This window comes from Xenorhabdus sp. KK7.4, from assembly GCF_963876465.1.
Taxonomy (GTDB): Bacteria; Pseudomonadota; Gammaproteobacteria; order Enterobacterales; family Enterobacteriaceae; genus Xenorhabdus; species Xenorhabdus stockiae.
Genome location: NZ_CAWNQF010000063.1, coordinates 79035 through 92235, shown reverse-complemented (window position 1 = coordinate 92235; position 13201 = coordinate 79035). Strand labels below are relative to the sequence as shown.

At 37.8% G+C, this 13201-nt stretch carries 7 protein-coding genes; 3 read left to right on the top strand and 4 right to left on the bottom strand.

What is annotated here, in order from left to right; all coding sequences use genetic code 11:
- Positions 1 to 7 precede the first annotated feature (7 nt).
- From AACS90_RS06395 to ydgH, 4 genes are all read right to left on the bottom strand, one after another.
- Positions 8 to 694, bottom strand: a complete 687-nt coding sequence (locus tag AACS90_RS06395; protein WP_241538253.1) for a fimbrial biogenesis chaperone — start codon at positions 692 to 694, stop codon at positions 8 to 10.
- A 125-nt stretch (positions 695 to 819) separates the two neighbouring features.
- On the bottom strand, positions 820 to 1341 hold the full coding sequence (locus AACS90_RS06390; protein WP_099122175.1) for a fimbrial protein: 522 nt from the start codon (positions 1339 to 1341) through the stop codon (positions 820 to 822).
- Between the two features lie 855 nt (positions 1342 to 2196).
- Complete coding sequence (locus AACS90_RS06385; RefSeq protein WP_099122174.1) at positions 2197 to 3588, bottom strand: basic amino acid/polyamine antiporter; 1392 nt, start codon at positions 3586 to 3588, stop codon at positions 2197 to 2199.
- Positions 3589 to 4163: 575 nt separating this feature from the next.
- Positions 4164 to 5117, bottom strand: a complete 954-nt coding sequence (gene ydgH / locus AACS90_RS06380) for a DUF1471 family protein YdgH (protein ID WP_099122173.1) — start codon at positions 5115 to 5117, stop codon at positions 4164 to 4166.
- A 412-nt stretch (positions 5118 to 5529) separates the two neighbouring features.
- Between ydgH and pntA the strand changes: the two genes are divergently transcribed.
- The 3 genes from pntA to AACS90_RS06365 all read left to right on the top strand — a co-directional run bounded on the left by pntA (position 5530) and on the right by AACS90_RS06365 (position 12832).
- Entirely contained in the window at positions 5530 to 7059 is a 1530-nt protein-coding gene (pntA, locus tag AACS90_RS06375; RefSeq protein ID WP_099122172.1) for a Re/Si-specific NAD(P)(+) transhydrogenase subunit alpha, read from the top strand.
- 10 nt (positions 7060 to 7069) lie between these two features.
- Positions 7070 to 8458 (top strand): Re/Si-specific NAD(P)(+) transhydrogenase subunit beta, encoded by a 1389-nt coding sequence (gene pntB / locus AACS90_RS06370; protein ID WP_099122171.1) that lies wholly within the window; start codon positions 7070 to 7072, stop codon positions 8456 to 8458.
- 213 nt (positions 8459 to 8671) lie between these two features.
- Complete coding sequence (locus AACS90_RS06365; protein ID WP_099122170.1) at positions 8672 to 12832, top strand: non-ribosomal peptide synthetase; 4161 nt, start codon at positions 8672 to 8674, stop codon at positions 12830 to 12832.
- The last annotated feature ends 369 nt before the right edge of the window (positions 12833 to 13201 follow it).

Here is a 13201-nt window from a genome sequence, read left to right as displayed (position 1 = left end):
GTTATACTCAAAAAATATGTTTTTCTTCTGGTGTTATTCCGCCAAAATCATTAATGGTTTTCCAGGAAACATGCTTGATATTTTTAATAGGAATATCCCAGATCTGCTGACCAAAAGGAGGGAGCATACCGGCTGTCTGGATCTCATGGTTTTTTGAAGCATTCCCAATGCCAAGATAAGCAAAAGAAATATAGTATGGTGTAGGGTTCTCGGCTGTCAGTATGTTGCCTTCAACCTTGAATTTCAGTGCCTTATAGGCAATGGAAGCGTCTTCTGCCAGTTGAGTGGGACGGTAAAATAACTTAAAGCGTGATCTTACAGTGATTTGTAACTGATTTTCTTCAGATTTTACTGTTGCCGGAATAGATTTAACATTTAGCCAGAATAGAGATTCTCTGTCAGTTGGTAAATTATCACCGGTTTTTACAATACGTAATACTGTCTCATTTCCGGCGGTTAATTTAAAAAGTGGGGGAGTAACAATAAAAGGTGTCTTAGTCTCATCATTCTCTCCCTGAATCCAGGATTGAATAAGATAAGAAATATCTGTTTCCGGATTATTGATAGAAATTGAAGCCTCTTTTCTATCACCGTTATAAACAACACGAGTGCCACCGATAACGACACCGGCAAAAGAAGTATTAATGCTGAAAGTGCAGATGATAATAAAAATCAAAATACGAAAGTATTTCAAAATAGATACTCCGATAATATTATTTATTATGGTTATATATTAATTAATGTAATTGAGTTGTTATTACCATTCACTGGTTATAGTGAATGGTAATAGTTCTTAATTAAATATTTTATTATATATTTTTAGTTATAGTCGATAGTAAAGCTAGCTACTGCATTACCGATGCCTGGAGTAACTTTGGATTTAGTTGCAACATATTTTGCAACAAAATCCAACTCAGTTGAGTTACCTTTAAATTCTTTTAATTTTGAAGATGTTGCAATAGGAATTGGAGTGTTATTGTCATCTTCATAAATGCCGATAGCAACACCGTTAGCTGCTCCTTCCACATTACTTAAAGCCAAAAGATTCTTATTTACTTCATTAGTTGGGCCATCGAACTTAACCTTTGCATGGGTAATTGTTTTCGGGCAATCAACTAATTTGATACTAAAACGTGTTGCTGCAGCAGTTCTATTCACATCGCTTAATGCTTGTGTACTGACTGTTCCCATATTTACAGTTTGATTTTGAGAATTGGAGTCAATTTTGCATGCATCAGCAGTTATTACTCCTTTAAATTGGATTTGTCCATCTTCGGCATGTGCTAAAGGCATAAATACAGAAGAAATGAATAAGGATGAAATAATTAACTTGGTTTTCATTTTTAATATATCCCATCCCTGGTGTATGAATACAACAGGGATATAGCTGATTTAATTAACATTAAAGCCGTACAAATATAATACAGCAAATGAGTAGTCTAAGTTGATATCTGAAAGATGGTACAAGAAGATACCAAAATTCTTTATCCGACAGATATTGCAAAGCATATAGTAGCGATCAATTACCAAAGATCAAAATAATAACTCGACAAAGCACAATATTCGAAACATTACTCCGCCAACTTTCCATAAATAGAATTGTAATTCAGAAAATAGAATATTTTTCAATCGTGAATGTATTTTTATTCTGTCTTATAAGATTAACTATTAATTTCAGGAGATTTCAGAAAATAAATATGAAGATAAAAGTGCTTATTTTTGTGGTTTTATATTTTTCCTATATATTTAACTAAATATTATTTATTTGTGACGCAAGTCGCAAAATCAGTATTAATTCCTGATATTTAGTATTAGTCAGTCACTTAAGCTATTTTTTTTCAAAAAAGCAAGACTTCAAGCCAACTCAAGTTAACTAGCTGTTAATAATAACTGGTATGACATGATTTGTATGATGAATACTTTAAAAAAGAGCGTAACAACAAAACTGAATAAATACTTATGAATAGATTATTTTACCTCCAACTAATCACGATATTAGTTACAACATACTTTTAAAAGAAATCTAAAACAACACTCATCAATATCGAGTACAAAAAAGCTAAACAAGGTTAATTTTTTGAAAATGAAGTAGAGGAAAAGCAAGAAGAGAAACTTTGAGGGTTACTGGAGGGGGAGAGAAGTTGTTCTCTCCCTATCTTTAACAAAGGATGCAGCTTAGGAAATATACTGTAAGTATTAGTGCATCAATAACCATGTAGAAGGAATTGTAGTCAATAATAGAACAGCAATTGCAGATTTCTCTAATTTATTTAGTTTATTACTATCATCCATTTGCTTGCGTGCATATAGAAAAACAAGTAATCCTGGAGCATATAAGATGACCGAAAGCAGCAAATGCATCAAGCCAGAGGCATAAAGCAGCCATAATCCATACATGCAGGCACCAGTAGCAATAAATAGTAAGATACGGTTACTACGCTCAAAAGCAACTTTTGCTAAAAATGCACCGACTAAAAAGTAAGGCACGAGCACCATTTCTGATGCGATAGAAAGCAAGGTATTGTAATCACTTCCGCTTAACCAGATTAAAACCAGAGCAACCTGAACAGCACCATTTGTGATCCACAATGAAGATGCTGGTGCTTTTTTGTCATTTTGCTTGCTAAATATTTTAGGAAATGAGTTATGTAAAGAAGCAATGAAAGGTACTTCTGCCGCCATGATTGTCCAGCTCAGGTAAGCACCACAGACAGAAACAATTAAACCCGCAACAATAATGAACTGGCCTGCTGAGCCAATTAATCCTACCATCAGGTTTGCCATAGAAGGATTACGTATTGCAGCCAATTCCGGTCTGGTGACCAGACCCAGGGAGAGCAGGGTAACCAGCACATAAACGCCTAATGCTGAAATCACAGCCAGTAGGGTTGCAATTCCAATATCTTTACGCCTTTTAGCTCTACCTGAAACGACAACCGCACCTTCAACACCAATAAAAACCCATAGGGTTATCAGCATGGTATTTTTGACTTGTTCCCAGACAGGAACTCCCATCTCAATGCCAGTAAAATCAAATGTAAATACATCCATTTTAAAGGCCATGATGGCCAGAATAATGAATATCCCTAAAGGTAACAGCTTGGCCATTGTTGCTAATTTATTGACGCCAGCCGCTGTTTGTACGCCTCTGAGTACAAGCCCGTGAACAAACCAAAGTAAAACAGATTCGCCGATCAACGCTTGCCAGGTATTCCCATCGCCCAAAATTATGGAATGTTCAGTGTCAGTAAAAAAGCTTAATGCCGCAAAGACAATGACTAAGTAAGAAACATTAGCAATGATTGCGCAAAACCAATATCCCCATGCAGAACAGAACCCGACTAATTCGCCAAAACCTTCTCTGGCATAGGTAAAAATTCCGCCATCCAAATCAGGACGCAAACGAGATAATAAAAGTAAAGAAATGGCTAAAAAGAGAATGCCTATGCCTGTGATCCCCCAACCTATCATTAAAGCAGCGGGGCTTCCTGCGTTTGCCATATTTTGTGGCAAGCTGAATACACCCGCTCCAACCATTGAACTGAAAACTAATGCGGTCAGAGAAGTGAGGCCTAATTTTTTTTCCAAAGATACGTTCCTAAAAGTCAGATAAAATCAACACGATTAGCCAGAACACTTATTCTGAATATCGAACACATATTGGACATTTATTGCATCCATGCGATGGAATGCAGAAATATTCAGTGGTTAAATCTAAAAACAGGAGGATTTTACGGAGTGAAAGGGCTGTATGCAATGGAAAATTATGCAAAAAAACATAAAATTTATGCATAAAAATCTTCATTTCCTAATGAAATAAACAAAAAATAGTTTTCCGCCGTTTGATATTCATCGGATTGTCAGTCATATCGCAGTGGTAAGGAAATGGTACGGTCAACAGAGACAATTTCTAAGGTGGCTGGGATACTATTTCAGAAGGGAGGTTAATGTTCATATTATAAACATTATTAATAAGATAGAATTTATTTTACTTTTAATAAACAAGCGATAAACATTTTAGGAAATTGTTTAACTAAAAGTCAGGTAATGAATTTTATAGATATTACAAAAAGTAGATAAGTAGATATATAGATGTGATAGCAACAGAGGAGGAAGAATAAAAGAAGTATACATTGTTAATGCATACTTCTTCGGTGAGTTTGTTATTTAAACAGATCTGCGCTAATGGTAACGTTTCCACCATTAGACTGCCACTCACGAGTGACATGGTAATATTTTGCCCCTTTTTCTGCGGCACGCTTAGCGACCTGATAAGATACTTCAGGCGCAGTTGTGTAATAACCGGAGAAAGTAATGGAGTCAAAAGGTACCATTTGGGCGGCAGAGGCTTTATTCAGTTCTTCTATTTTGGTTCCGTTCGGTAGAGTTACAGTGTAACGCCCACCTTTTGATGACTGGGTTTCAAAAAAACGACCAACGATATTACTGGTTGATGTTGATGAAGCGACACCCGGGATTTCTACTTTTTCAGCAGCTTCTCCGCCTTGTTCTAAAGCCTGACGTCCAGCTTCAGAATCAGCCGGGATCACCGCTTTGTTAGACTGAACCTGACGTTTTGGTGCATCTTCTTTATAGACATAAGCAGTGACGACCTGATTACCTCCATTGTTTGGTGCAATATCACGGGCAATAAAGAAGGATGCAGCATTTTTCTTTTTAGCTGCTTTGGCGAGAGCTTCTTTCAGATCAGGGTCAGTCGGGAAATAACCACTCACGGTTACTGTATCGAAAGGTTCCAGAATAATAGCTTCAGTTTTAGGCAGTTCTTTAATTCCTCGATAAATACGATATTGAGTCGTCTTATCTACTTTTTCTGCATCCTTATGATATAGATCAGCAACAACACGTAAATTACCGCTTCCATTAAAATCATCCAGACTTTGAATATAGAAACTGTCAGCGCCTTTTTTATCAGCCTGACGGGAAACAGCATCGGCTGCTTCATAGATCGCATTAAAACGCCCGGTTACTGTAATTCGTTCAAAGGGTTTAATCTCAGCAGCTTTCTCTGGTGTTAATTCTTTCGCTGCATTTGCCGTGGTAATTGTCGTTAAGGAGAAGATCGCTGTTGCGATGATCGTGGTTTTCAGCTTCATAAAAAATCCTTTCGCCTTGCGCATTAAAATATTTATAACGTGCTGAACATTGTTCTTTATCACATAGCTTGCAATTATTGCATGTAATAATGTTAATTGTCGCAAAAATTTATTCTATCTAAATAACTGCTTACCTATTTTTGGTAGATGTCGCTAATAATTTTAATAAAAATAGCGATTTATATAAAAAGCATCATGGCTTACATTAAGGGTTGTTTTGCTTTCTACAAAAACTATTATCAACAATGATGTGTTTTCATTGTGATATTATTTCACTTGTTATCACTGAATGCTTTGTTGATAAATCTCATTGATAGGTTTTACTGATAGTAGTAATAACAACAATCGAATCGTTAAATTGGCTTCAGCAGGTAATAATCAGCAATATTTCATTCTCAGAGAAGGAAACATTATGCATATTGGTGTACCAAAAGAACGATACCCCAATGAGGCTCGGGTTGCTGCTACGCCGTCAACTGTAGAGCAATTACTGAAATTGGGATTTAATGTAGTCGTTGAGTCAGGAGCAGGGCATCTCGCCAGTTTCGATGACAATGCTTATCAAAAAGCAGGGGCTGTGATTGCAGAAAATAATGAAGTCTGGCAATCAGATATTATTTTTAAAATCAACGCGCCGGAAGAGAGCGAAATTTCCTTAATGAAGGAAGGCGCTACTCTGCTCAGTTTTATCTGGCCAGCACAGAACCCTCAATTAATGGATAAGTTATCAGAGCGCAATATTACCGTTCTGGCAATGGATTCAGTTCCGAGAATTTCCCGCGCTCAGTCACTGGATGCTTTGAGCTCAATGGCAAATATTGCTGGTTATCGCGCCATTGTTGAAGCCGCTCATGAGTTTGGCCGTTTTTTCACTGGGCAAATTACAGCTGCCGGTAAAGTAGCCCCCGCTAAGGTTATGATTATTGGTGCTGGTGTAGCGGGCCTTGCAGCCATTGGAGCAGCAGGTAGTCTTGGTGCTGTGGTTCGTGCTTTCGATACTCGTCCTGAGGTTAAGGAACAAGTGCAAAGCATGGGCGCTGAATTTCTTGAATTAAACTTTAAAGAAGAAGCCGGTAGTGGAGACGGTTATGCAAAAGTAATGTCAGAAGCCTTTATCAAGGCGGAGATGGAACTTTTTTCTGCTCAGGCAAAAGAAGTGGATATTATCGTTACAACAGCGTTAATTCCGGGTAAGCCAGCACCCAAACTGATTACCAGAGAAATGGTTGAATCGATGAAACCGGGCAGTGTCATTGTCGATCTGGCTGCACAAAATGGCGGAAACTGTGAACTGACAGAAGCCGACAAACTTGTTGTGACAGATAATGGCGTCAAGATCATTGGTTATACTGATTTACCCAGCCGTTTACCTACTCAGTCATCACAACTGTACAGTACCAATCTCGTTAATCTGATGAAATTGCTGTGCAAAGAGAAAAATGGTGAGATTGCTATTGACTTCGACGATGTCGTTATCCGTGGCGTTACCGTTATTAAAGAAGGCGAGATCACATGGCCAGCGCCACCAATTCAGGTCTCAGTGCAACCACCCAAACCTGAACCCGTCAGGAAAGAAGATAAACCTGTTGAAAAGCCTAAATCTCCGTGGCTGAAATATGGATTACTGGCGCTGGGAATTATTCTTTTTGGCTGGCTGGCAAATGTTGCGCCAAAAGAGTTTTTATCCCACTTTACCGTATTTGCTCTATCTTGCGTGGTTGGATACTACGTTGTCTGGAATGTCAGTCATTCATTACATACTCCACTTATGTCAGTTACCAATGCTATCTCTGGGATCATCGTTGTCGGAGCCGTGTTGCAAATAGGTGAAGGTGGCTGGGTCAGTTTCTTTTCTTTCATTGCAGTGCTGATTGCCAGTATCAATATCTTTGGTGGCTTCACTGTTACGCAACGTATGCTGAAAATGTTTCGGAAAGGATAAGGGGTAACTTATGTCGAACGGAGTAGTCACTGCGGCATACATTGTTGCTGCTATCTTATTTATTTTCAGTCTCGCCGGTCTTTCACGTCATGAAAGTTCGAGACGAGGCAATATCTTTGGCATTATCGGAATGGCGATCGCCCTGATAGCGACTATCTTGGGGCCTGATACAGGGAAAGTGGGCTGGCTTATTCTGGCGATGATTATTGGTGCAGTTATTGGTATTCGTCTTGCTAAGAAAGTAGAGATGACGGAAATGCCCGAATTAGTTGCCATCTTACATAGTTTTGTTGGTCTGGCGGCTGTTCTGGTCGGTTTTAACAGTTTTATTGCTCATGATATTTTTGCTGATGCCATTATGGAAAACATTCATCTGACAGAAGTTTTCCTTGGGATCTTTATTGGTGCAATAACCTTCACTGGTTCAGTTGTGGCATTTGGTAAATTACGCGGGAAAATTTCCTCAAAGCCATTAATGCTGCCTCATCGGCATAAACTTAATCTGGCCGCTTTAATAGTCTCTTTTGTACTAATGGTTATCTTTATCAAAACGGAGAGTGGAGGTTTACAGGTTTTTGTCATGCTAGCCATGACTGCGATTGCTTTAGCATTTGGCTGGCATCTGGTGGCATCCATTGGTGGCGCAGATATGCCGGTTGTGATTTCCATGCTGAACTCATATTCAGGCTGGGCCGCCGCCGCCGCTGGTTTTATGCTGAGTAATGACCTGTTGATAGTAACAGGTGCTTTAGTCGGTTCATCAGGGGCAATCCTTTCTTATATTATGTGTAAAGCGATGAACCGTTCCTTTATCAGCGTTATCGCTGGGGGTTTTGGTAGTGATGGCGTCTCAACGGGCGATGATCAGGAAATGGGGGAATATCGCGAAACAACCGCAGAAGAGGTCGCTGAGCTATTGAAGAATTCCACTTCAGTCATTATTACCCCAGGATATGGTATGGCTGTTGCTCAGGCACAATATCCGGTACATGACATCACAGCAAAATTGAGAGAAAAAGGAATCAATGTTCGTTTTGGTATTCATCCAGTGGCGGGGCGTTTGCCGGGTCATATGAATGTATTACTGGCAGAAGCCAAAGTACCTTATGATATCGTTTTAGAAATGGACGAAATCAATGATGATTTTGCTGAAACAGATACCGTTCTGGTTATTGGGGCCAATGACACAGTTAATCCGGCTGCACAGGAAGATCCAAACAGCCCGATTGCGGGAATGCCTGTATTGGAAGTCTGGAAAGCGCAAAATGCGATTGTTTTCAAGCGCTCGATGAATACCGGCTATGCCGGCGTACAAAATCCACTGTTCTTTAAAGAGAATACACAAATGTTATTTGGTGACGCAAAAGCAAGTGTTGATGCAATATTACGCGCACTATAAACATAAATACCCATAAATTAAAAAAAGAGCCTTGAACGAACATTCAAGGCTCTTTTTTTAATTCTTAAAATGACTCTCTAATTATACTCTGACTTTTAATTGATCATGTGAAGGTGAGATCCTTTTCTATTTAGGAGGTGTGATTTAATTATATCTTGTAGTGAAAATTTTCCATTTCTAATCGGGAATACTAAAAATGGTTATAGGTGAACTATGAAAACTGCAATTGAAATCGTCAATGAAGCTTTAGAAAATGGTATTAAGCTGTTTGTTGTGAATGGTAAATTACAATATGAAACCAGCCGTGACAATATTTCATCAGAATTATTGAGCGAGTGGAAAAATAACAAGAAACAATTGATTGATTTACTGTCCGGACTTTATTCAAATGGAAAGGAATCACCAGAAACCACCCTTCCTGATAATTATAATTCACCTATAAATCAATTAATTAAATCTGCCTCTTTACTTCCGGTTTCATTGGGTAATCCGCGTTCAGAAAAACAACAATTCGAAAAAAATACATATCACCAACATGTTTCAAATAATCTTACATATAAAATAAAAAAATTATGCACTCGGCATGAAGTCACTTTATTTACATTTTTGGAAACTGCTTTTGCAGTATTACTCAGTCATTACAGTAATGAAAAAGACATTCTTATTGGAACACTTACCACAAGAAAAAAGCTTTATGATATTGATTCTTTAATTGGTTATTTCGTTAATTCACTGATTATCAGGACAGATTTATCTACTAATCCTACCTTCAGTGAATTGTTAAAACAAAATAACCATACTATTTTGGATGCATATGCTCATCAGGATATTAATTACCACTCAGCTTTTCAAATTGCTTTCACGTCAGTCAATACTCATCAACAAAATCTCACACAGGAACAGAGTCATCACATTAAGAGCGGAAAGTATCTTCAACTGAAAACCCGGCTTGATTTAGACATTCAGTTTTATGAAAAAGATAAGAAAGAACTCTCTCTTTTATGGAGTTATAACACTGATTTATTTGAAAATGTCACAATCAGAAGATTAATCGCCAATTACGAAACTCTACTTACTAATATCGTTAACGTATTGATAAAGAATGATAATACTAGCCTGACAAATCAGGAACCGTCTGTTTTTAATATTCCATTTTTATCGGAGGTGGAAAAACACACTTTGCTGCATGAATGGAATGGGCCACAGAAGCATTATCAAGCAAAGTGCTGTTTCCACCAATTGTTTGAAGAACAAGCTGCCAGAACGCCTGAAAGTACCGCACTGATTTTTGGTAAGAATTCTCTCAGTTACCGGGCTGTCAATGAACAAGCTAACCAACTGGCGCACTATTTGACAGAGCTGGGTATTAAACCCGATACATTGGTTGCGCTTTGTGTATCAAGATCATTGCAGGGGATAGTTGCACTCTTAGGTATTCTTAAAGCGGGCGGCGCGTATGTACCGTTAGATCCCGCTTATCCGCAAGCCCGCCTTCAGTACATGTTGGAACATAGCAAAGTTGCATTCATCCTGACGGAAACCCATCTGGTAGAAAAATTACCTGTCAGCCAGCAAAAAGTGATTTATCTGGATAGGCAGGACATACAAGGACATCTGAAAAACCAATCAACCGAAAATATCACCGAGTACACAGCCCCTTTGACAGAAGATCATCTGGCCTATGTGATTTATACTTCAGGCTCTACCGGCAAGCCGAAAGGTGTGATGGTAAAACATAAAGGCTGGGTGAATCTGGCACTCTCGCAGGCGGCCTTATTTGGGATTGATACAAACAGTCGGGTATTGCAGTTTGCTTCCTGTAGTTTTGTTGCGATGACCACAGAAATGGCAATGGCTTTTTCTTGTGGCGCAGCGTTGTGTTTGCTCTCAGAAACACAGCAGTGTAACCCTGAATTGTTGGATGAGGAGGCTGAAAGATATCAGATTACCCACGCGATGTTACCACAGGCGCTATTACCTCATTTGAATTTCAATAAATGGAAGTCTGCCACCAATTTGCTATTGGGGGGAGAAGCTGTTCCTCCACAAATTGCTATCCGCTGGAAACCGGGTAGAAAACTGTTTAATGCGTATGGGGCTACAGAAACTTCCTCCATGATAACCGCAGGATTATTGCACGATGACAAAGTGACGATTGGAAAGCCATTACCTAACGTAATTGTCCGCATTCTTGATCCAGAAGGTAATCTGCTGCCAATTAGCGCTATTGGGGAGCTACATATCGGCGGCGTTCAACTGGCAAGAGGTTACCGGAATTCACCGGAAATGACAGAAAAGCAATTTATCCGCGATCCATTCAGTTCATCATGCGCAAATTCGGATACAGAAAATAGACTTTATCGGACCGGTGATTTAGTCCGTTGGACATCAGACGGGCAATTGGAGTTTATCGGGCGTATTGATTCACTGGTGAAAATTCGTGGTTATCGCATCGAATTAGGTGAAATTGAAAATATATTGAGTAGACATGACGCCTTAAGCAGTGCTGCTGTCATCGCTTACGGTGCGGACAATGAAGATAAGAGGCTGATTGCATACGTTTGTCCAAATAGTAAATGGATTGCTGAAAGAGGTACTGAATTTGATGCGGTTGGTAGTGAACTTTCAGGGTTACTTGAATCTTTTCTGAGCCAGCATCTGCCTGATTATATGGTTCCCCATATTTATATCTTGCTGGAGCAAATGCCACTCACGCCAAATAACAAAGTAGATAAAAAATCTCTGCCAGAGCCAGATAACCGTACATTGCGCCAGAAAAATTATGTTGCACCAAGAAATGAAGTTGAAAGGGAACTATGCTTATTATGGCAAAACCAATTTGAAATTAATCAGATAGGTATTTATGATAATTTTTTTGCGCTGGGAGGGCACTCACTTTTAGCGACTAAGATTATTGCATCTATTAAAAGTAGGCTGAATAGTCATTTCAGTCTGTATCAATTATTCACAAATCCAACCGTCGCGCAGGTTGCTGATGTAATTAAAAAGACTGAAAAGCCTGAAATACCTGTTTCTGAATCGATACAAAAATTTCCAGATGGAAAAATACCGCTCTCTTATGGCCAAAAAATGCTTTTCCCTTTAAGGCAGGTAGGAAGATTAGAAACGTGTTTTCATATTCCTATTGTCTTACTTATCAATGGAGTACCTGATCACTATGCTCTGGAAAAATGTCTGAATATACTTGTAAAACGGCATGAGATTTTGCAATTAAAATTTTATCAGGAAAATGAACAAATATTCGTAAAACCGGATAACGATATGACGGTTAATTTACAGGTTGTCAAATTGCGACCAGATGGGATAGAAAAAGAACAGATACTCAAGGAAATTAGCCGTTTTTGGCAAGAAGAACATAAATTACCTTTTGATATTTTTAATAAACCATTAATTAGAGCATTCTTATTACCTATTTCAGAAAAAAATACAGGTTTACTATTTGATATTAACCATATGATTTTTGATGGATGGTCAATAAATGTTTTTGTGAAAGAACTTTTTCAATTATATACAGCTTATTTACAGGGAGGAAAAATCACACTTCCACCTGCTGGAACTCAATATTCAGATTATATCTATGATTTACAAAGACGTAATAAATCAGCTGAGTATCAAAGACAACTTGATTTCTGGAATCAGCAATTTTCGAGTATTAGCGAGAAACATGGTTTTTTCCCTGACTTTAGTCATAATGCAACCTCAAAAGGCCTCTTTAACATTCGCTATATCAATATTACTGATTCTGTCACTCAAGCAGTAGCAAAGTATTGTGAGTTGAACAATACCACACCTTATATGTTATTTATGGCTCTGTTCCATGCATGTATATTTATGCATTCAGGCGTATCACAAACGGTGACAACTTCACCGATATTTGATCGTACCACTCATGAAAGCCAGCAAGCTATAGGCTTATTTTTAAATGGGCTATTAGTGAAGTCCTCTATCAATAAAGAGATGAGCTTAGATGATATTATTCAGCAGGTCAGGCAATTTGTTTACGAGGCAATGAAAAACTCAGATGTTCATGTGACCTTACTCATTGATTCAATTGGTGAAAAAATGAGAGATGCACTGTTTAATGTGGTATTTAATTACATGAACATAGATGATCATGATGACAAATTATTCACTAATCTAGGCATAGAACCCGTACAATTTACCCCAACGCCTTTCAAGTCACTTGGAATGATTTTTTTCAAAAAATCTCAAAATACCGTATGTGAATTTACCTATAATACGGAATTATACTCCGAAAAAACGATTGATAGCTTACTTCGATATTATGAAAAGTTCATGAATGTTATTGTGTCAGGCCGGGAAAAAGAGCAAATCAGTAATTTTTATCACTAAAATATTAAGGTGAAAATTAAGATTAATATTAGGGTGAATAAAGAGTGAATATATAAAAATCCTCATGGATGAGGTTTGTTTTCCATTTTTAATTATCAAATTTGATATAGGTTTTATAATTGTTTGTCTATTAAAAAATATTATGCTTTCATTTTGTTTTTGATAACCAAGTCAAACAATAAATTTGATGGATTTTAATGATGGTATGTTAAGATGAACATCAATCGATCCTTATTATTAATTGAGTGCTATGAAAAAAATACAAAAAAACAATCCAAATCTTAAAAACATAAAAGTAACAACCTCGCTCCATTTAAAGCCGCAAGAAAAATAGCCTTATAATATTTGTTAAAGATCATATTAAAAATA

Bases quoted from the DNA above. Each gene is read 5' to 3' on its own strand.
- AACS90_RS06365 (WP_099122170.1), top strand. From the start codon at position 8,672: ATGAAAACTGCAATTGAAATCGTCAATGAAGCTTTAGAAAATGGTATT.
- AACS90_RS06390 (WP_099122175.1), bottom strand. From the start codon at position 1,341: ATGAAAACCAAGTTAATTATTTCATCCTTATTCATTTCTTCTGTATTT.
- pntB (WP_099122171.1), top strand. From the start codon at position 7,070: ATGTCGAACGGAGTAGTCACTGCGGCATACATTGTTGCTGCTATCTTA.
- pntA (WP_099122172.1), top strand. From the start codon at position 5,530: ATGCATATTGGTGTACCAAAAGAACGATACCCCAATGAGGCTCGGGTT.
- ydgH (WP_099122173.1), bottom strand. From the start codon at position 5,117: ATGAAGCTGAAAACCACGATCATCGCAACAGCGATCTTCTCCTTAACG.